Source organism: Streptomyces thermocarboxydovorans (assembly GCF_039524635.1).
Taxonomy (GTDB): Bacteria; Actinomycetota; Actinomycetes; order Streptomycetales; family Streptomycetaceae; genus Streptomyces; species Streptomyces thermocarboxydovorans.
Genome location: NZ_BAAAGU010000081.1, coordinates 1 through 19,826, shown reverse-complemented (window position 1 = coordinate 19,826; position 19,826 = coordinate 1). Strand labels below are relative to the sequence as shown.

General features: G+C 69.8%; 20 protein-coding genes and 1 pseudogene. 13 read left to right on the top strand and 8 right to left on the bottom strand.

All coding sequences use genetic code 11. The annotated features are described in order from the left end of the window. Positions 1-298, top strand: a pseudogene (locus tag ABD198_RS27860) (hypothetical protein); the annotation flags it as partial. A 106-nt stretch (positions 299-404) separates the two neighbouring features. Here the strand turns inward: ABD198_RS27860 and ABD198_RS27855 are convergent. Then, positions 405-1,040, bottom strand: a complete 636-nt coding sequence (locus ABD198_RS27855; RefSeq protein ID WP_344007009.1) for a hypothetical protein — start codon at positions 1,038-1,040, stop codon at positions 405-407. Between the two features lie 204 nt (positions 1,041-1,244). Here ABD198_RS27855 and ABD198_RS27850 point away from each other — a divergent pair, with 204 nt between their 5' ends. After that, positions 1,245-1,964 carry a trehalase-like domain-containing protein gene (locus tag ABD198_RS27850; protein ID WP_344007007.1) on the top strand — a complete coding sequence of 240 codons (720 nt, stop codon included), beginning with the start codon at positions 1,245-1,247 and terminating at the stop codon, positions 1,962-1,964. Then, positions 1,961-3,286 carry an MFS transporter gene (locus tag ABD198_RS27845; protein WP_344007011.1) on the top strand — a complete coding sequence of 442 codons (1,326 nt, stop codon included), beginning with the start codon at positions 1,961-1,963 and terminating at the stop codon, positions 3,284-3,286. The genes ABD198_RS27850 and ABD198_RS27845 overlap by 4 nt, the downstream gene beginning before the upstream one ends. Before the next feature lie 1,176 nt (positions 3,287-4,462). Here ABD198_RS27845 and ABD198_RS27840 read toward each other — a convergent pair. Both ABD198_RS27840 and ABD198_RS27835 read right to left on the bottom strand, forming a co-directional pair. Continuing rightward, on the bottom strand, positions 4,463-5,710 hold the full coding sequence (locus tag ABD198_RS27840) for an NsdA family TPR-like regulatory protein (protein WP_344007005.1): 1,248 nt from the start codon (positions 5,708-5,710) through the stop codon (positions 4,463-4,465). 159 nt (positions 5,711-5,869) lie between these two features. Then, complete coding sequence (locus ABD198_RS27835) at positions 5,870-6,205, bottom strand: GntR family transcriptional regulator (RefSeq protein WP_344007003.1); 336 nt, start codon at positions 6,203-6,205, stop codon at positions 5,870-5,872. A gap of 226 nt (positions 6,206-6,431) precedes the next feature. Between ABD198_RS27835 and ABD198_RS27830 the strand changes: the two genes are divergently transcribed. The 7 genes from ABD198_RS27830 (at position 6,432) to ABD198_RS27800 (ending at position 12,265) form a co-directional block, all read left to right on the top strand. Continuing rightward, positions 6,432-6,878 carry a hypothetical protein gene (locus tag ABD198_RS27830; protein WP_344007001.1) on the top strand — a complete coding sequence of 149 codons (447 nt, stop codon included), beginning with the start codon at positions 6,432-6,434 and terminating at the stop codon, positions 6,876-6,878. Then, positions 6,875-7,654: a hypothetical protein gene (locus ABD198_RS27825; protein ID WP_344006999.1), complete on the top strand. Its 780-nt coding sequence runs from the start codon at positions 6,875-6,877 to the stop codon at positions 7,652-7,654. Before ABD198_RS27830 ends, ABD198_RS27825 begins: the two co-directional genes overlap by 4 nt. Before the next feature lie 2 nt (positions 7,655-7,656). Continuing rightward, entirely contained in the window at positions 7,657-8,196 is a 540-nt protein-coding gene (locus ABD198_RS27820; RefSeq protein ID WP_344006996.1) for an HNH endonuclease, read from the top strand. Next, positions 8,193-9,872 (top strand): ATP-binding protein, encoded by a 1,680-nt coding sequence (locus ABD198_RS27815; RefSeq protein WP_344006994.1) that lies wholly within the window; start codon positions 8,193-8,195, stop codon positions 9,870-9,872. The genes ABD198_RS27820 and ABD198_RS27815 overlap by 4 nt, the downstream gene beginning before the upstream one ends. Positions 9,873-10,122: 250 nt before the next feature. After that, complete coding sequence (locus ABD198_RS27810) at positions 10,123-10,362, top strand: helix-turn-helix transcriptional regulator (RefSeq protein ID WP_344006992.1); 240 nt, start codon at positions 10,123-10,125, stop codon at positions 10,360-10,362. A 452-nt stretch (positions 10,363-10,814) separates the two neighbouring features. After that, positions 10,815-11,027, top strand: coding sequence for a hypothetical protein (locus ABD198_RS27805; RefSeq protein WP_344006990.1), 213 nt, complete (start codon positions 10,815-10,817; stop codon positions 11,025-11,027). A gap of 2 nt (positions 11,028-11,029) precedes the next feature. Beyond that, positions 11,030-12,265 (top strand): tyrosine-type recombinase/integrase, encoded by a 1,236-nt coding sequence (locus ABD198_RS27800; protein WP_344006988.1) that lies wholly within the window; start codon positions 11,030-11,032, stop codon positions 12,263-12,265. A gap of 78 nt (positions 12,266-12,343) precedes the next feature. On the opposite strand, the gene ABD198_RS27795 is transcribed toward ABD198_RS27800, so the two are convergent. Beyond that, on the bottom strand, positions 12,344-13,105 hold the full coding sequence (locus ABD198_RS27795; RefSeq protein WP_344006986.1) for a phosphoglyceromutase: 762 nt from the start codon (positions 13,103-13,105) through the stop codon (positions 12,344-12,346). Positions 13,106-13,303: 198 nt separating this feature from the next. Between ABD198_RS27795 and ABD198_RS27790 the strand changes: the two genes are divergently transcribed. Continuing rightward, positions 13,304-14,575 carry an MDR family MFS transporter gene (locus ABD198_RS27790; protein ID WP_344006984.1) on the top strand — a complete coding sequence of 424 codons (1,272 nt, stop codon included), beginning with the start codon at positions 13,304-13,306 and terminating at the stop codon, positions 14,573-14,575. A gap of 36 nt (positions 14,576-14,611) precedes the next feature. On the opposite strand, the gene ABD198_RS27785 is transcribed toward ABD198_RS27790, so the two are convergent. From ABD198_RS27785 to phoU, 3 genes are all read right to left on the bottom strand, one after another. Beyond that, positions 14,612-14,863, bottom strand: coding sequence for an SCO4226 family nickel-binding protein (locus ABD198_RS27785; RefSeq protein WP_344006982.1), 252 nt, complete (start codon positions 14,861-14,863; stop codon positions 14,612-14,614). A gap of 178 nt (positions 14,864-15,041) precedes the next feature. Beyond that, complete coding sequence (locus ABD198_RS27780) at positions 15,042-15,197, bottom strand: hypothetical protein (protein WP_167998742.1); 156 nt, start codon at positions 15,195-15,197, stop codon at positions 15,042-15,044. A 198-nt stretch (positions 15,198-15,395) separates the two neighbouring features. Further along, positions 15,396-16,076, bottom strand: a complete 681-nt coding sequence (gene phoU, locus ABD198_RS27775; protein ID WP_344006978.1) for a phosphate signaling complex protein PhoU — start codon at positions 16,074-16,076, stop codon at positions 15,396-15,398. A gap of 308 nt (positions 16,077-16,384) precedes the next feature. Here phoU and ABD198_RS27770 point away from each other — a divergent pair, with 308 nt between their 5' ends. Both ABD198_RS27770 and phoP read left to right on the top strand, forming a co-directional pair. Next, a complete protein-coding gene (locus ABD198_RS27770; protein WP_344006976.1) occupies positions 16,385-17,911 on the top strand; it encodes a sensor histidine kinase in 1,527 nt (508 codons plus the stop codon). 5 nt (positions 17,912-17,916) lie between these two features. After that, positions 17,917-18,591, top strand: coding sequence for a two-component system response regulator PhoP (gene phoP, locus ABD198_RS27765; RefSeq protein WP_486388899.1), 675 nt, complete (start codon positions 17,917-17,919; stop codon positions 18,589-18,591). 261 nt (positions 18,592-18,852) lie between these two features. On the opposite strand, the gene ABD198_RS27760 is transcribed toward phoP, so the two are convergent. After that, positions 18,853-19,536, bottom strand: coding sequence for a copper chaperone PCu(A)C domain-containing protein (locus ABD198_RS27760; protein ID WP_344006972.1), 684 nt, complete (start codon positions 19,534-19,536; stop codon positions 18,853-18,855). Between the last annotated feature and the right edge of the window lie 290 nt (positions 19,537-19,826).

The window sequence follows — 19,826 nt, the reverse complement described above, 5'->3', positions numbered from 1 at the left end:
ACGAGCGGCCACTGACCGTCCTCGGACTCAACTGACCTGCACCAACACACGATCAACGAACTTTGCAATCGCCCTGCTCCTCCTCGCCCCCGCCCCGGCGTCCGCCGCCCCCGCAACCGGCTCGGGCGACTCCTTCGGCCAGGACGTCGTGGCCGGAGACTTCGACGGCGACGGCGACCAGGACCTCGCTCCCACCGAACTCCCGCCGCCCTACCCGCCCGAGGAAGCCTGGCGCGCAGCGCAATCAACCACGATCACGCTCGCCGGGGATTCCTCGGGCGGCCCAGGCGAGAATTGACGATCCCTCAAATCCACTCGACGCAGGAAGCCCGCCGACCCGGCGCGGGATTCGTGCCTGCCACTACTGACAGCAGCGGGCCAACGAGTTCGCTGCGGAAGGCGCTCTACCGTCGGTCGGGAGCGGCACCGGCACTGGGCGTGGGCTGCGCAGGGTGAGGACCGCCGGAGCCGTAGCGCTCGGCGAGCAGCCGCTTGCGGTGACCCCTGCGGCGGAAGGCGGTGATCAGAACGATGACGATGCCGACGCCCACCCCGAACAACGGGAGGAAGACGGCCAGCAGCAGCCAGCCTCCGAACGTGACGAGGCCGCCGAGGTCCCCGATGGCGTACTGGGACGGCCTCTCGGAGTCGCAGGTGACCCGGTAGTCGCCCGCCTGCGACACCTCGATGTTGTAGAGCGGGTTCCACGTCTCGTCGCGGGTGAGGAACACGTCGATACCCGGAGCGGCGAGGGCGGGGTCGCCCGGACCGGAGATGTCGCACGTCGGCCGGGACGGCCCGATGCGGTCCTCGAGCCAGATCGCCTTCTCGTCATCCGGATCGAGCCGCAGGGTGACGCTCTCGCCGTCGGCGAACTGGTTGCCCGTGTCCACGGCGTCGACGACGCTCTTGAACTGGTAGACAGCGATGACCATGCCCAGCACGATCGACACGACAGAGATCACGGCCGCCGTCAGGTACCAGTGACGACCGGGCCGGAGTTCGCTCGCCGGTATCCGCGGCGACGGGGAAGGCTGCATCGCCACACCCTAGATCACCCACGCCGTCCGCCCGAGTCCTTGCGTGGATCCGGCAGGCAGCCGGCACGGAGGAGCGGGGTTTCACCCGCAGGGGTTGAGGTGACGGTGCCGGGCTTGCAGAACGCTTGGCGTGCACAGGTCCGGCATGGCTGCCCCGATGCCCCCATGCCATGTCGGTGTTCCCGGCCGAAGAGGGGGGATCAGGTGACCCGCTATCCGCCCATCGCCGAGCACGGCATGGTCGGCGATCTCCAGACGGCTGCCCTGGTGTCGTCCGACGGAACCGTCGACTGGTGGTGCTCGCCCCGCTTCGACTCGCCCAGTGTCTTCGCCTCGCTCCTGGACGGTGAACGCGGTGGCCACTGCCGCCTGGCCGCGGAGTTGCCCGGCAGCGACGGCATGACCGTGCGGCAGCTGTATCTGTCCGACACCGCCATACTCGTCACCCGTTTCATGGCCCCCGGCGGGGTCGGTGAGGTGGCCGACTTCATGGTGCCGAGTGGTGCCTCCGCCCCGACGGGGACTCATCGGCTGCTGCGGGTGGCACGGGTCGTCCGGGGCAGTCTGCCCTTCGCGCTCAGCTGCCAGCCGCGCTTCGACTACGGCCGCGCCACCCACACGCTGACCCGGACCGACGAGCACTCGCTCGTCTTCCGTGGCCCGGGAACGGACCTGCACCTGCAGTCCACGGCGGGAATCGTCTTCCACGAGGACGGCAGCGACATCAGCGCCCGCTTCACCCTCTCCGCCGGCCAGGCGGCGGCGGTCGTGCTCACCAGCACGCCCGGCGGTGCCCCGGCACCTGCCCGGCCGTCGCTGGAAGGCGTCGCCGACGACCTGGAGGCCTGCCGTGCCTACTGGCTGTCGTGGTTGCGCTCGTGCACGTACCGGGGACGCTGGCCAGCTTCGCGGGCTCCAACATGAACGTGATGATCAACGACATCAGCGAGGACCTGGAAACCACCGTCCAAGGCGTTCAGGTGGCCATCACTGTCTTCCTCCTGGTGATGGCCGCGCTGATGATCCCCGGCGGCAAACTCACCGACCGCTACGGCCGCAAACGCTGCTTCATGACAGGTCTGGTCGTCTACGCGGTCGGGGCCCTGCTGAGTGCGGCCGCCCCGGGGCTCGGCGTCCTCATCGTGGGCAATTCGATCCTCGAAGGCATCGGTACGGCGCTCCTGATCCCGCCCGTGTACATCCTCACGACCCTCCTCCACCCCGACGTCACCTCCCGCGCCCGGGCCTTCGGAGTGGTCATGGCTCTGGGCGGCATCGGAGCGGCGGCCGGACCGCTGATCGGCGGACTGATCACCACGGCGATCAGCTGGCGTGCCGCCTTCGTGTTCCAGGCCCAGGTGATCGCGGTGATCGTCCTGCTCAGCCGTCGCATCGACGACCCGCTGCCGCCGGACCCGACTCGATCCTTCGACACCGCCGGCGCGGTCCTCTCCGCAGTCGGCCTCGTCCTCGTCGTCCTGGGCATCCTGGCCGCGGACGACAACGTCTGGCTCACGGTCGCCCTGCTCGTCCTGGGCACCCTGGTCCTCTGCTGGTTCTTCCGCTCCGCGCGCGCCAAGGAGGCCTCCGGCCGGGAACCGCTGCTGTCCCCGAGCCTCTTCCGCAGCCGCACCTCCAACCTGGGCCTCGCCACACAGAACATCCAATGGCTGCTGCTCATGGGCACGTCCTTCACGGTGGCCGCCTACCTCCAGGTCGTACGCGGCTACGACGCCATCCAGACCGGGGTCGTCTTCACGGCGGCCACCCTCGGCCTGCTGGCCACGTCGCTGTCGGCCGAGCGCCTCGCCCGCCGGCACCCGCAGCGAACCCTCATCCTGTCCGGCTTCGCCGTCACCCTCGTCGGTGTCGCGGTTCTGATCATACTGGTCGGGAGCTTCTCCACCGCGTGGGCTTTCGTTCCCGGACTGCTCCTCATAGGTCTTGGGCTCGGTGTGATGCTGACCCCCTCCGTCAACGTCGTCCAGTCGAGCTTCCCCGAGGAACAGCAGGGCGAGATCTCGGGCCTCTCCCGCAGCGTGTCCAACCTCGGCTCGTCCTTCGGAACGGCCATCGCGGGCACCATCCTCGTAGCCGGACTCAGCACGGGCGCCTACGCCGCAGCGATGATCACGCTCGCTGCCATCGGCCTGGGCGGCCTGGGCGCAGCCGCACTCCTCCCCGGAGGCCGAAGCCTCTCGCCGACCGGCACCGCGGGCTCCGCGGAGTCCAGGCCGAGCACATAGCCCCAAGTCGCGCCCCAGAGCGAGCGAAAAGCCCCCTCCCGGCAACCGCAGGCAGGGGGCTTGATCAGTACCGGTACCGGTACCGGTACTGGCTATTTCTTCTTGCCCTGGGTCTGGAGGGCCCGTTTTTCTGCCCTGGTCAGCGGGGTGCAGACCCCCACTGACCTGCGGTCGGGCGGTCGTTGGTGGTCGTTGTCTGTCATCGTCGGTCATGCTCGGAGGGCCCAGAGAGGGCCCGGTTTCAGGCCCGTCGCCGACCTCTAGCGCTAGCGGCAGGGACCGCTAACGTTAGCGACCCCGCTAGCGGCCAAAACCGGTGATGACCAGGACGTTAGCGGTTAGCGAGGCATCTGAGCAGACCCCGGAGTTCGGCCGTTAGGCGCCTCTGAGAGGGGGCGGCCGGATCGCTATCGGGCCCGGCCGGACCGCGCCCGGCCGGGCCGTCGTGAGGAAGAGCAAGAAGGAGCGGCCTCCGGCCGCGCGTCCATTGGCGGCTCGCTGCGCTCGCGCGGGGCCGCCGTGGAGGTAGCGCCGCGCCCCCTTGGAAGGCCGTCCTGTGTGCCTTCCAAGGGGCAGACGGCAGGCACGGGCGAGCGCCGCCGGGGCCTCTCCAGCTCCGTGCGGCTCACCACGGCTCTTCACGAGGGGTGGGGCCCTGCTCAGGCAAGAGGAGCACGCCGGGGCCGTGGTGCTCCTCTTGCCTGAGCAGGACGGCCGTGCGCACCCGCCCCTCCTGAAGAGCCATCCCTAGCCGTCCTAGAGAGTTGAGGGAAAACAGCGTCCGCAGCGTCCGCCGGGCATCACTCACCCTCTGTGACCTTCACTGTTCCTGCGGACGCTAAACAAAATGTGTAGCGTCCGCCAGCGTCCGCAGCGTCCAAACACGCTCCGCCCCTAAGAGCACTTTTCCGCAGGTCAGGGCGATTCCTAGAGGGGGACAGGTGCGGACGCTGACCCGAGTCGGGGAAGCCGAAGAGACCACCCCCGCGCGGGCGAGGGTGGTCTCTTCAACTCCTGCCGACGATGCGCGAGGGGCTGCAACACCAACAGTGTTGCAGCCCCTCGCCTGGCGGACCGGCCCGAAGTGCGCGATGGCGCCTAGCGTCGTACGGCGGCCGTCGCGCGCGAGCGCAGCGAGCTGCCAAGGGTCGCGCGGCCGTAGGCCGCACCTTCTTGCTACTGGGGCAGAAAGCCGGGGGCCGCCTCTCCGAGCTCGCGCAGGTGCGCGAGGTAGTCCTGAGCGGAAGGCTCGGATGCGTACCGGCGCCGCACCTCTGCGGCAAGTTCGCGGCTGGTCATGATGAGCGACGGGACCGACTGTCGTTCACCTTCGAGGGCGCGTTCGCCCATGATGAGCGCCTGTTCGAGGTCACCCTCGCGTGCGGCCGTTACGCCGAGCGTGACGCGCGCCTCCGCGTTGCGCATGGGTGAGCGCTCCGAACCGTCGAAGTCCGTGCCTGCCCGGAGAACTTCCTCCGCGAGCGTTCGGGCCAGCTTGTCCTCTCCCACCAAGCGGTAGCAGTCCATGGCGTAGAAGTCGAACTTCGCCGGGTCGACCACGAAATGGTTGTCAAGGTTCTCGGGGTGCGGCATTCCTTCGAGCAAGTTGCGCCCCCTGTCGAGCGCCACCTCGACCCGCCGCCGGTCCCCGAGCCGGGCCCACGCCTTGGCCTCCTGCGCTGCAAGCTGCACTGCTACGCCCTGGTGCGCGGCGATCTCGGTTCCGGCCTGCGCCGCCGCGATGACCCCGCGGTAGTCCCCCGTGGTGAGCGCGAACCAGGCTCGCATCTCATGCGCCCACCCGGCGACTTCCGCATGGTCGGCCTCGGTCGCGAGCGAGAGGGCGGCCCGGCGGGTCGACTCGGCCGCGTGCCGGTCGCCGGTGTCGTACTCCACGCAGCCCACGAGGAGAGCGAGCCAGCCAGACAGAGCCAGCACCTCGCGGTGCTGCGTGAGTGTGAGGCTCTTCGAGTGGAGCTCCACAACACGGCGGAGCCACTGGCGCCCCTCGATGAGGAGCTGTTCGCTCGGCATGAACGGGTACTCCGAGCAGAGCCGATCCGTGGTGATCCGCAGGGCATCGAGCGTGGCCGCGTCCACGTCGGATCGGTTGAGACGGCTTACGATCTCCAGCGTCTCCATGCCGCTCGCCGCCAGGATCTCCTTGTCTCCGTCCCGACGCGCCGGCGCCGGGAAGAGCGCGTGTGTCACGGTCCCGAAGACAGCCGCGATGAGCGGCCGATAGAACTCGTTGGGGATCTGCCCGGACTCCCACCGCTTCCACTGCCGGATCAGGCTGTCGTCTGCCGGGAGCTCATCCTTGGAGTGGGCCCGAAGAGCCCTCACCGCGTCTCGCTGGGACCACTCGCGCGCGGACCGCTCAGCCGCGATGCGTCGCGCCCATGCGGGCCTGTCGTCGCTCATACGTCCTCCTCGGAGTGCTTACCCGCTGAGTCTTGCGCCTCGCCCCTGGGGACAGGGAAGGGGACACCAAGGTGACACCGGACATGTCCCCCGCTCGCGCACTCGCCCCCTTGGTGTCACTTACGGCATGCGCTCCGTTCCCCGCATGCTGGTTGCAGATCACGCACCACCCGGGGTGGAGCGCTCTTCGAGTGCTTCCACTCGTTCAGCCAACGCCTGAATCAGGGAGCGGATTTCATTGATCTCGCCGCGCAGGTCGCTCTGCGGAACGGTGCCGTCACCGACGAAGTTACCCAGGTTCCCGGCCGACACGACTAGCCCCTCGGACCGGAGCATGGCCAGCCCGTTTTGGATCGTCTGGCTCGCGTACCCGAAGCGCTCGATCAACTCCCGCTGTGACGGGAGCTTGTCACCGGGCTTCATCCGCTTGATGTCCTCGCGAAGTGCATCCGCGACCTGCACCGCCTTGGGCTTGGGCCCTCCTGTGACAGTCATGCCCTGAGCGTACCCACCACAGCGAACTAGTGCACACCACTCCACAGGGGTTGTGCACCACAGCAGACTAGTGCAAGCTAGTCAACAAGCGGCCGTCCGATACCGGGCGTGAATCCCGCGAAAAAGACCTGGTCAAAGCCAGGAAAAGCAAGGAGCGGCTTCCTACCGCCAAGCAGAACAGCCGCTCCCTGACCCTCGAAGGGGCACTTCCATGATGCCTGGAACTGTGGCAGAACGTAGGACCAAGCGGGGCACCCCTCGGGACAACGGTCCCGGCGGGCGAGAGCTGGAGCGCGGAGAGATCATCGCTCCCCCTCAGTCGGTGTCGGTCGTTGGCCTGCGTGAGGGCGCCGAGGTGTTCGGCGGCCCGGAGCCGGGTGAGCCGGTGCGGGTAGAGATGCAGGTGCGCATGTGCCTGTCGTTCGCCGAGATCCTGGGACTCCTGCTCTACACGCCCGGTCTGAGCCTGATGTTCGAGGAACTGGAGGATGGCGACGCGGTCCGTGACTCGCTTCAGTTCGCGCTGATCGAGACGAGCCTGTGCGCCATGGAGATCAACGCTGCCATCGCGGAGGAGGAGTACCGCGAGGCACTGGCCGGACGGGGCAAGGCGCCGCTGTTCGTGCGCATGCTCGCCGAGACGGTCACCCGGCTGTTCGGGGTGACCGCGTGAGCACCGTTCTGGACGCCCTGTACGCACAGGTGCAGCCTGCCCCGGTGCCGGTCTTCTCCCTCACGGAGAGGGACCGGCGCCGGGAAGGCGAAGACCTGCCCACCATCCCGGTCATGGGCTACGAGCTGACGGCCAACGAGGCCGCCGCCGCGCTCTTCGAGACGGCCGCCGATGAACTCGCGGTCCCGGTGCCTGACACCGACACCCTGTACGACGCGCTCAACGGCGCCGTGCGCACCCTCGGCCCGGCCGGCATCGCTCAGGTGACCGAGCAGTTCGAGGGACTGCCCGCCGAAGAGTTCTTCGAGGTGGCCGACTGCCGCCGGTTCGCCTACCGGCTCGCCCTGTCGTTCTGGTACGCCGGAGCCCGCTCGCGGCCGATGACCGCGGGGGAAATCGGCGTGGCCGTCTACCTCTCCAGCCTGAACCGGTACCGCATGGCCGACTTCCGCGAACTCCCGCGTCGCAAGCTCCTGTTGGCCCGCGCCATCCATGAGGGCGTGACGGCCGTGCCGACCGAGACCCTGATCCGTCTGGGTGCGGTGATGTCCGGCGAACTGGGTGGACTTGACCGCGACCGTGATCGGGAGTGGCTCTACAAGCAGGCGCTGCCCGACTACCACCGTCGCCGCTTCGCGTTCGACCTGGTGCGCTGGAATCGGGAGCAGCCTGCCCCGCTGATCGTGCGGCCGGACTCCGGCGGTTACCTGGTCGGGCTGACCCCGCCGCCCGGTCCGGACGGCAAGTGGCTGCGGACGATGCGGGCGGAGTGGTAGCCGTGAGCCTGCACGACAAGCCGCACTTGAACTCCAAGCGGCGCCGCAACCGCAAGGCCCAGCTCGCCGCCCGCGACGGGCAGCGGTGCGCCTACTGCCGCCTGCCCTTCACGGACCTGCGGGACGCCACCCTCGATCACGTGGTGCCGATCCGGCTGTTCTTCACGTGGTCGGCCGATCACCTCGTGTTGGCCTGCCGACCCTGCAACAACACGAAGGCCGACCGGCTCCCGCTGTCGATCGCTCTGCTCATCGCGTGGTCGGCCAACCCGAGTCGGGCGGCGGTCGGCCCGATCGACTGGCAGCTGTTGGCCCGACTCGCGCACGCCAATCAGTCGACGTTCGAGGCCGTATGGTCGCCCGACCCGATCGCCTGTCGGTCGACCCCTGACCTGCGTGACGAGACGCGTCACACCCGGCGTCACGCCCGACCGGCCTGCCGCGCGGCCGACAGGCGGCCGTCGCTCCGACCCGCTTGCCTGCGCGCGGTCCGACCGGTGCGCGCGTGCACGGGCCCGACCGAAGAGGCGGTGTCCGTATGAACGCCGTGAACGGTTCCGTGAACGGATCGACCCGACCCGTGAACACGGTGAACGGCGCCGTGAACGGGTCGGCCGACTCTATGAACGCTGCTGAACGGCGACAGAGCCAACCGGTCGACTCGACTCGGAATGCGGTGCACCGACCGGTCGACGTGAACGCCGACGGCGGTAAGAAGCCGTCGGCCGCCTCCCGGCTCGTGGCGCTCGCGCGGGAGGGGTACCGGTTCGTGATGTCCACCGACGGCCGCCCCTACGCGGTCGCCCTGGACGGCCCGAACCTCGCCCTCCCGCTGCGAGGCAAGGCAGGTTTGCGGCAGCGGCTCGCGCGGCTGTATGCGGACACCTATGACGGCGAGGTGGCCTCACAGTCCGCCCTCGCCGACGCGATGACTGTCCTGGAAGGTATCGCCGACTCGGGTGACCCTGTGTCCGTGAGTCTGCGGGTGGGGACCGACCCCGCCGGCGCCATCGTGGTCGACCTGGGTACGGCCGATGGCCGCGCCGTGGTGGTCACCGCCACGGGATGGAACGTGGTCGACCGCTCCCCGGTGCTCTTCCGCCGCTCCGGAGCCATGGGCCCGATGCCCACGCCCGTGCTGGACGGCGACGGCCTGGCCAAGCTGCACGCGCTGTTGAACATGGACGAGCAGACGTTCCGGCAGTTGGCCGCATGGCTGGTTGCGGCGTGGATTCCGCACATCCCGCACCCTGTGCTCACCTTCAAGGGCGAGCAGGGCACGGGCAAGTCGAAGACGGCTGAGATGGTCGTGAACCTGATCGACCCGTCCCCAGCGTCCAAGCGGAGTCAGCCGCGCGACGTCAAGGCGTGGGCGGCGCAGGCCTTCAACTCGTGGGCTCTGTGCCTGGACAACATCAGCACCATCCCGCCGTGGCTCTCGGACACCCTGTGCAAGGCCGTGACCGGTGACGGCATCGTGGACCGGGCCTTGTACACCGATGACGACGTGGTGGTGCTGACGTTCCGGCGGGTGCTGGCCATGACCACCATCGACGCAGGAGCTCTCGCCGGAGACCTCGCCGAACGCCTCCTCATGCTCGATCTCCAGTTGATCGAGGAAGACCGGCGGCGCACCGAGGAAGAGCTGAACGCCGCGTTCGAGGCCGTACGGCCCGCCGTGCTCGGAGCGCTCTTCGATCTGCTCGCGTGTGTGCTGGCCGTACTCCCGTCGGTGCGACTGGACACCATGCCGCGCATGGCCGACTTCGCTCGCGTGCTCGCGGCCGTCGACCAGGTCATGGACTGGCACACCCTTGACGAGTACCTGGCCACGTCGGCGAACGTCGCCACGGACGCGTTGGAGGGCGATCCGTTCGGCGCTGCCATCGCCGCCCTGGTTGACCAGGTGGGCACCTGGCAAGGCACGGCCGCCCAGTTGCTCGAAGTGCTGCCGCTGCCGGGCGGGATCCGTCCGCAGGGCTGGCCCAAGGATGCCACCCGCGCGGGCGGCCGGGTGAAGCGGCTGGCGCCGTTGCTGCGGTCCATCGGGATCACGGTGGACGACACGCAGCGTAGCCGCGACCGGCACCGACACAAGCTCCTGATCCTCTCCCGTGCACCCGATTGGGAAGAGTCAGCGTCCACACCCGACCAAGGCTCTCTCTGGCCGGAGACGGCCCCGCTCGGGGAGGGAAGAACCCCGCCTGAACAGCCCTGACGTAGCCGGAAGACCCGCCGGGCCGGGCCGCATTCCAGCGGCCCGGACACGTCGAAGCTGCGGACGCTACAGCCGTCCAACGTCCGCAGCGTCCGCACTAGCGTCCGCATCCCTCACACTCAATGGCCTGCGACAACGTGGCCATACGGACGCTAGGACGCTGCGGACGCTGAAATGCACCAACTCTCTAGGACGGCTACCGGCACCACGCTCACGCACCGCCCACCGGACACGAGGAGTCACCAAAGCCATGGCCGCCAAAGAGCCGACCGACCCGTGCGCGATCCTGCGGGGCGGCCTGCCGGACCGCTTCCTCACCCCCGAAGACCTGGTCACCATGTTCAGCCTGCCGAGCGTCGAGACCGTCTACCAGTGGCGTCGTAAGCGCATCGGCCCGCCCGGCTTCCGCGTCGGCCGTTACCTGCGCTTCGACCCGGTCGCCGTACAGGCGTGGGTGACCGAACGGACCGCCCTCGAAGACGCGGCCTGACCCGCCGGCGCTAGGGCGCGACCCTCTAGCGCTAGAGGTTCCGCTAGCGCTCGGAGGACAGGGAGGCGCGGCACGCCGACCGAGGGAGGCAGGGAGAACTCCCTCACCGCCTCCCCGGGGCGCCTCCCTCCACCTGATCAGCGCAAATGGCCTCTCAGGGAGTCAGGGAGGTACGCCCCCAGCACCCCCGAATCCCCCCTCAGGAAGCCGCCCGACACCCCGTGTCTCTGCCTCCCTGACGCCGCGCCGGAGCCCCCGCTACCGGTAGCACCCTCACCCGCTACCGGTAGCAACCCCGCTAGCACCCCAAACCCCCGTGATCAGGCCCGTAGCAAGTAGCGGGTCTCCCCGAGCACACCCCGAAACCGGCCGGATGGCCGCTCCCTGGCCCTTCCGCGCCCTGCTACCGGCCGCACCCTGCGGCCCTCAACTGACAAGGAGCCCACAGCCCCATGGCCATCCATCTGGAAGACCGCTGGTACCGGCGTCGCCGCCCCGAGGGCGACCGCGTCCGCACTACTCGCCACGGCCAACAGCCGCGCTACCGCGCCCACTTCATCGACGGCAACGGCACCCGCAAGGCCAAGACCTTCCGGAGCCGCCGCGACGCAGAGCGCTGGCTCGTGAAGACCGAAGTTGCCCACCTCTTGAAGGGAGATGCCTGACCATGGCAGGCCACATCCACGACCGGTGGTTCAAGACCACGACCGATGCCGACGGCAAGACCGTCCGCGTCAAGACCGACCGCCACGGCAAGGGCATGCGCTACCGCGCCCGCTACTTCACGCCGGAGGGGAAGCGGAAGGAGAAGTCATTCCCCGATGGACAGAAGCGCCAAGCCGAGCAGTGGCTGAGCGCCATGCAGGCTGACGTAGCCCGCGGTGACTTCATCGACCCGAACGCGTCCCGTACGACGTTTCAGGAGTTCGCAGAGAAGTGGCTCGCGAGCCAGAGCGGCGACCCGAATACGCGGGCGTCGATGGAGTCTCAGCTCCGGCTGCACGCCTTCCCGCGCATCGGGGCTCATCGGCTCGGGTCGTTCCAGCCGGGCCACATCCGGGAGTTCGTGACGCAGCTCGAAGCGTCTGGCATGTCCGGCGCGTACGCCCGCGTCATCTTCTCCAACGTCCGTGCCGTGCTCTCCGCTGCCGTGGAGGACGGATGCCTGCGCCGGAACCCCTGCAACTCGCGGACGGTGTCCCCGCCGGCCATAGGCGCGCGACGCGTCGTCCCCTGGGAGCCTGAGCGCGTCTTCGCCGTGCGCGCCGCCATGGTCGAGCGCTTCCGGCCCATGGTCGACGTGGGCGCCGGATGCGGCCTGAGGCAAGGCGAGATCCTCGGCCTGTCCGTCGATGACATCGACTTCGACAGCGGCACCCTGCACGTGGTGCAGCAACTCAAGCTGAGCCTGAGCAAGCCCGTGTTCGCGCCTCCGAAGGGCGGCAAGCTCCGTGACGTACCTCTGCCCGATCCGGTGGCAGAGGCGCTACAGCAGCACATGCAGCGGTTCCCGCCTGTGGAGATCAAGCTCCCGTGGATGCGAGCGAACGGCCAGCCGGTGACCCGGCGGCTCATCTTCACGGGCCCGAACGGTGGGCACGTCTGGCGTACGTCGCTGAACGAGGACCACTGGAAGCCCGCGCTCGCCAAGGCCGGTGTCATCCCCAAGGCCAAGAGCCGGGAGCACGCAGCCGCCCGCGAGCACGGCATGCACGCCCTGAGGCACTTCTACGCCTCCGTCCTCCTGGACGCCGGGGAAAGCATCAAGGCCCTCGCTGAGTACCTCGGGCACTCCGATCCGGGACTGACGCTCAAGGTGTACGCGCACCTCATGCCGAGCAGCCGGGACCGGGCACGAAAGGCCCTCGGGCGGGCGCTCCGGCCACAGGACCGGGGGGCCTGAGGGCCCAGAGAGGGCCCAGACCGTGAAAATGCCCCTGAGTCGCGCCGTATGCGCAGCTCAGGGGCATGATCACAAACCCTACTTCTTCTTGCCCTGGTTCTTCACAGCCTCGATGGCCGCGGCCGCTGCCTCCGGGTCGAGGTAGGTGCCGCCGGGGTTCAGGGGCTTGAAGTCGGCGTCGAGTTCGTAGGAGAGGGGGATGCCGGTGGGGATGTTCAGGCCCGCGATGTCGGCGTCGGAGATGCCGTCCAGGTGCTTGACCAGGGCGCGCAGGCTGTTGCCGTGGGCGGCGATCAGGACCGTGCGGCCGGTGAGCAGGTCGGGGACGATCGCGTCGAACCAGTAGGGGAGCATGCGGACGACGACGTCCTTCAGGCACTCCGTCTGCGGGCGCAGCTCCGGCGGGAGGGTCGCGTAGCGCGGGTCGGAGAACTGGGAGTACTCGGCGTCGCGGTCGAGCGGCGGCGGCGGGGTGTCGTAGGAGCGGCGCCACAGCATGAACTGCTCCTCGCCGAACTCGGCGAGTGTCTGCGCCTTGTCCTTGCCCTGCAGGGCGCCGTAGTGGCGCTCGTTCAGACGCCAGCTGCGGTGGACCGGGATCCAGTGGCGGTCCGCCGCCTCCAGGGCGAGCTGCGCGGTGCGGATGGCGCGCTTCTGGAGGGAGGTGTGCACGACATCGGGCAGCAGACCGGCGTCCTTGAGCAACTCGCCGCCGCGCGTCGCCTCCTTCTCGCCCTTCGGGGTGAGGTTGACGTCCACCCAGCCGGTGAACAGGTTCTTCTCGTTCCACTCGCTCTCGCCGTGGCGGAGGAGGATCAGCTTGTACGGTGCGTCGGCCATGGGGCCGAGCGTAATCCACGGCCCGTGTCCCCCGCGCGGGCTGCCCGCTGGGCGGACGGTTGACGGGATCCGTTAATTGAGTGGTCCCGGCCGGGGCGCGTTTGTAAGTTGTGTCCGCTGCTTATGCCGCTTACGGTCCCTGCGGGGGCTCCACTTACGGCCCCCTCGGGGGCTTCGTCCGTCCAGCCGGGGGGTTCCATGTCTGCCGTCGTCCGTGCCAGGCGGGCGGTCCGGGAAACCGTGTCGGGGCTGCCCCCGGCGTTCTGGTGGCTGTGGACCAGCACTCTGGTCAACCGGCTCGGTGCCTTCGTCGCCACCTTCATGGCGATGTACTTGACTCTCGACCGCGGCTACTCCGCCACGTACGCCGGTCTGGTCGCCGCGCTGCACGGGCTGGGCGGTGTGATCTCGTCGCTCGGCGGCGGGGTCATGACGGACCGGCTCGGACGCCGGCCCACGCTGCTCGTGGCGCAGGTGTCGACCGCCGTGTCCGTGGCCGCGCTCGGGTTCGTGCACCACCCGGTCGCCATCGCCGCCGTCGCCTTCCTCGTCGGCATGGCCTCCAACGCCTCCCGGCCGGCCGTGCAGGCGATGATGGCCGACATCGTGCGGCCCGAGGACCGGATTCGCGCCTTCTCCCTCAACTACTGGGCCATCAACCTCGGCTTCGCCGTCTCCTCCATGGCGGCCGGCTTCATCGCCGAGCACAGCTACCTCGCCGGGTTCCTGATCGAGGCCGCGATGACGCTGATCTGCGCGGTCGTGGTGTTCGTGAAGCTGCCCGAGTCGCGGCCGGTGCGCAACGCCGAGACCATCGCCCGGGAGGACTCGGTCTCGCTCGGCACGGTCCTGCGCGACGGGCGGTTCATGGGCGTCGTCGGGCTGTCCTTCCTCATCGCGCTGATCTTCCAGCAGGCGTATGTGGGGCTGCCGGTGGCGATGGGCCTGGCCGGATTCTCCCCGGCCGACTACGGGCTGGCCATCGCGGTGAACGGCGTGCTCATCGTGGCGCTGCAGATCCCGGTGACCCGGTTCATCCAGCACCGCGACCCCGTGCGGCTGCTGGTGATCTCCTCGGTGCTCGCCGGGTACGGCTTCGGCCTCACCGCGTTCGCCGGGTCGGTCGGCGTCTTCGCCCTCACCGTGTGCGTGTGGACCCTCGCCGAGATCGTGAACGCGCCCACGCAGACGGGACTCGTCGTGCGGCTGTCCCCGGTGCACGGGCGGGGGCGCTACCAGGGCATGTACACCATGTCCTGGGCGGTGGCGGCGCTGGTCGCCCCGCTGATGTCGGGCTTCGTCATCGACCGGGCGGGTGCCGGGTGGCTGTGGGGCGCGTGCGCGGGCCTGGGCACCGTCGCGGGTGCGGGGTACGCGGTGCTGGCGCGCCGGCTGCCGGAGGACGAGCCGAGGGACGATGCCGCCAAGGGCGGGCAGGGGACGGCGCGGTCCGGGGTCGGTGCGTCCTAGAGGTCGCTGCCTTCTAAGGCACTACGGAGGGGGCGCTCACAGGGACAGCGGGACCGGGTGGATCTCGTCGGGGCGGAAGCCGCCGCTGCGCTCGTGGACGCGCTGGACGGCATCGGCGGACGGGCCGTCGGTGAGGCAGTACACCGTGCCCGACTCCGGGTCGGCCCAGACGTGCTGGAACCGGACGCCCTCTTCCTCCTCCAGCTCGGCCTCGGCCTTCATCGCCTGCCTGAGCTGGTCCTCCGTGACCCCGTGAGCGCCGTGGTGGACATCCATGAAGCGCGTCATGGCCGGCACCTTCCTTCTCGGCTGGCCCCCCTGAAGCAGTCCGCTTCTTCCATTTCTTCCATCGTGGTCCCGGGTGGCGCCGGGGGCATGCCGAAGGACCCCGGCCGTCCGGCGCGAGGTCCTTCGGGTGTGGTGAGCGTGTGGTGAGCGAGAGCCTTGCGGAACGAGCCCTGCGGCGTCAGCCGCACTGGCAGGGGTTGCCCGACTGGCATCCACAGCCGCAGCCCGAGCCGCAGCCGCAGGCGGCGATCAGGGTGAGGTTCCTGATCTCGGCGGGCTGCTCGGTCTCGCGGTCCTGCGTGGGGTCGGGCGTGGTGCTGGGGGATTCGGACATGGGTCCCTCCTCGACGCCGGTGCCTGTGCTCATTGGAAGCCCACCCGACCGGGCGCATCAACGGCGCACTGAGGCTCGTACGCGCCCTGACCGGCCGGCCGCACGCGCTGGCGGATCTGACCCGGGTGCCGTGCCACCGGCGGACGGCAGCGCCACACTCAGATCTCCCCGCGCCCAGAACTTCCTGCGCCCGGAGCTCTACGCCTGGATCTCCTGCTGCATGTCCGCCTGGATCTCGTCCGCGTGCTCGCCGGTCACCAGGTACACCACCCGCTTGGCGACCGACACCGCGTGATCGGCGAAGCGCTCGTAGTAGCGGCCCAGCAGGGTGACGTCGACGGCCGTCTCGATGCCGTGCTTCCAGCGGTCGTCCATCAGGTGCTGGAACAGGGTGCGGTGCAGCAGGTCCATCGCGTCGTCGTCCTGCTCCAGCTGGAGCGCCAGGTCGACGTCCTTGGTGATGATCACCTCCGCCGCCTTGGCCATCAGCCGCTGGGCGAGCTGGCCCATCTCCAGGATCGTCGCGTGCAGGTCGGCGGGGACCGCGTGCGCCGGGTAGCGCAGCCGGGCGAGCTTCGCCACGTGCTGCGCGAGGTCGCCGGAGCGCTCCAGGTCGGCCGACATGCGCAGCGAGGTCACGACTATCCGCAGGTCGGTGGCGACCGGCTGCTGGCGGGCCAGCAGGGCGATCGCCCGGGCCTCCAGATCGTGCTGGAGCTCGTCGACCTTCTGGTCGGCCTCGATCACGCTCTCGGCCAGCTTCAGATCCGAGTCGAGGATGGCGGTCGTGGCGCGCCCGATCGCCGATCCGACCAGGCGGGCCATCTCCACCAGACCGTCGCCGATCGAATCCAGTTCCTCGTGGTACGCGTCCCGCATCAGGCTTCCTCTCGTGCGTCTCTTCGGGGTCGGTGCGTCTTTTCGGGGTCGGTGCGTCTTTTCGGGGTCCGGATTCTCGGGGTCCGGACGGGGTCGGGCAGGGCCGAAACGGGGTCGTCCGGGGCGCACCGGCTCGGGCCCGGCTGCCGGGGCTCCTTCCCACGCTCCCACGGTCCGTGCGCCACGCGTCCGTTTCCGTCACCTCGAATGAACCGTCCCTGGCGCCCAGGTGAACTCTGGGCGACGAGTGTTCGAGTACCGCCCTCGGCGGCTGGGGGTGCCGCCGGGGCCGTGCCTAACCTGGAGGCATGGACGTGAACGCGGCGGTCGCCGCAGCGGCAGCGATCGCCGGGGTGCTCACCGGTGTCATCGCCATGCTCGCGTTCCGGTTCAGCGAGCGCGAGCAGAAGCGCCCCACCCGCAGCTCCCTGCACACCGACCCGGTGCTGCCGCCGGGCGTGGACACCGTCCTGTCCGTGCTGCGCTCCTCCGCCGTGGTCCTCGACGAGGCCGACGACGTGGTCAAGGCCAGCTCCGCCGCCTACGCCCTCGGGCTGGTCCGGGGCGGCAAGCTCGCCGTGGAGCCCATGCTGAAGATGGCACGTGACACCCGGCGCGATGGCGAGATACGGCAGGTCGAACTGGACCTCCCGCGGCGCGGCACCGGGCGGGGCGAGGCCCTCGCGGTGTCCGCACGGGTGGCCCCGCTGGGTTCCCGGCTGGTGCTGCTGCTGGTCGAGGATCTCACCGAGGCCCGCCGGATCGAGGCGGTGCGGCGGGACTTCGTCGCCAACGTCAGCCATGAGCTGAAGACCCCGGTCGGTGCGCTCTCCCTGCTCTCCGAGGCGGTCATGGACGCCGCCGACGACCCGGAGGCCGTGCAGCGCTTCGCCGGGCGGATGCAGATCGAGGCGACCCGGCTCACCAACCTGGTGCAGGAGCTCATCGACCTCTCCCGGGTGCAGAACGACGATCCGCTGGAGGACGCCGAGCCGGTCCGGGTGGACGAGCTGGTCGCCGAGGCCGTCGACCGCTGCCGGCACGCGGCCGGCACCAAGCAGATCACCATGGTCTCGAACGTGGGGGTGCCCGAAGGAGCCGAGCAGAGCGGCGACGGGCGCCGGGAGAGCGACGGTGACCTGGCCGTGTGGGGACACCGCGGCCAGCTGGCCGCCGCGCTCGGCAACCTGGTCGAGAACGCCGTCAACTACTCGCCCGCCCGCACCCGCGTCGGCGTCACGGCCCGCAGGGTCGCCCAGCCCGGCGGGGACCTCATCGAGATCGCGGTCACCGACCAGGGCATCGGCATCTCCGACAAGGACAAGGAGCGCATATTCGAGCGCTTCTACCGCGTCGACCCGGCCCGCTCCCGCGCCACCGGCGGCACGGGCCTCGGCCTCGCGATCGTCAAGCACGTGGCGGCCTCGCACGGCGGGGAGGTCACGGTGTGGAGTGCCGAGGGCCAGGGCTCGACGTTTACGCTGCGACTGCCGGAGGCCGGGTCGGTACGTGCCCGCACCGGCCGGCGGCAGACCGACCGCGACGGATCCGACGACCTCGAGGGCGCCAACGGCTTCGAGGGCTCCGACGACCACGACGTTTCCGACGACCACGACGTTTCCGACGACCGTGGCGGCTCCGACGTCCTCCATGGCTCCGACGACCACGACCGTTCCGACGACCACGACGACCACGACGACCACGACGGCTCCGGCCGCCACGACGGCGAGGCCGGCCGGACGCGTCCCGCTCCCCGTTCCGCCTCCCCCCACTCAGCTGTCCCGTCCGACACAACCGCGTACGAAACGCTTCCCTCCCCGGAGGTCCTTCCGTGACCCGAGTGCTCGTCGTCGAGGACGAGGAGTCCTTCTCCGACGCCCTGTCGTACATGCTCCGCAAGGAGGGCTTCGAGGTCGCCGTCGCGACCACCGGGCCCGACGGACTCGACGAGTTCGAGCGCAACGGCGCCGACCTCGTCCTCCTCGATCTGATGCTGCCCGGGCTGCCGGGCACCGAGGTGTGCCGCCAGCTGCGCGGCCGCTCCAACGTCCCCGTGATCATGGTGACCGCCAAGGACAGTGAGATCGACAAGGTGGTCGGCCTGGAGATAGGGGCCGACGACTACGTCACCAAGCCCTTCTCCTCCCGCGAGCTGGTCGCCCGTATCCGTGCCGTGCTGCGCCGCCGCGGCGACGGCCACGAGGAGACGGCCCCGACGGCGCTGGAGGCCGGCCCGGTCCGCATGGACGTCGACCGGCACGTGGTGACCGTGGGCGGCATCAAGGTCGATCTGCCGCTGAAGGAGTTCGACCTGCTGGAGATGCTGCTGCGCAACGCCGGCCGGGTCCTCACCCGGATGCAGCTGATCGACCGGGTCTGGGGCGCCGACTACGTGGGCGACACCAAGACCCTCGACGTCCACGTCAAGCGCCTGCGCGCCAAGATCGAACCGGACCCGGGCGCGCCGCGCTACCTGGTGACGGTCCGGGGGCTGGGCTACAAGTTCGAGCCCTGAGCCGCGGGGCGCGAGACACCCGGCCGGAACACCTGGGCCGGTGAGAGGCCCGGCCAGGAACACCCGGTCGCGAACACCCGGCCGGAACACCTGGGCCGGTGAGCGGCCCGGCCAGGAACACCCGGCCAGGAACACCCGGCCGGAACACCCGGCCCGGTGAACTGCGCGGCCGGAACGCCGGGCCGGTGAAACGCCAGGGGCGGGACCCGATCGAATCGGGTCCCGCCCCTGTTGTCCGTTGTCCGTTGTCCGAAATTCGGGTCAGCCGGCCTGCTGGCTCGCGGACGCCGCGTCCGACGGGGTGCCCGACGGGGCGCCGGACTCCTCGGCCCCGGCGGACTCGCCGGCACCCGCCGACTCCCCGGCCTCCGGGGACTTCGAGGCCTCGCCGGAGGCACTGGCGGACGGCTCCGTCGTGGCGCCCGGAGCGGCGGGCTCCTCGCTGGGGCCCCACTCCTTGTAGAAGTGCTCGGCCGGGAAGACGAAGGCTCCCAGGCTCACGTCACCGGTCCTGCTGAAGGTGAAGGTGATCTTCTGGATGTTGCCGTCCTGGATGTTCTCGCGGCTGGCCGGCAGCACCGCGGAGGCGTTGCCCTTGCCGCCCAGGATCAGCCGGCCGCCCGGCTGGATGGTCAGGCTCTGGCCCTTCGCGGGGGAGAGCCGCGCGGTCTTGCCGGTGCCCGGGACGGTGATCGACTCCAGCGTCTCGGGGGTGTCGCCCTGGTTGAAGAGCGTGGCGGAGACCACGGACGGGCCGGTGGACTCGCGCTCGGCCGGGGTGATGATCGTGGCGTTCTGGATCTTGATGTTGCCGACGGTCGTCGCCGCGTTGTCCGGCTTGACCTGCAGGGTCTGCGCGTTGTTGCCGGCCGCGCACGCGGAGAGCGAGGCGATGGAGATTGCGATGGCGGCGGCGAGGGCGCCGCGTCGAAGGCTGCTGCTCACGGCGGCGGCAACTCCTTGACTCGAGCGTGGCGACGGTAAAGCCGCCTGGAGGGTCGGTAAGCGTCTGTCAGCGGCCTTAGGTTACCGAGCCGTTCCCGCGGGCTCGCACCCGACCCTCCCCCGTGGCCGGGCGTTCCCCCGACAAGCCCCACCCGGGCCGCGCCCCCCGGCGGCCATTCGAGCGCACCCGCGCTCACTCCTCCGGCATTCGCATATTGATCAGAAACTCATGGGGTTCTCGTCCAGGACGTAGCGGACGTGTGGGCCGCTGAAGTAGCCGCGGACGATGT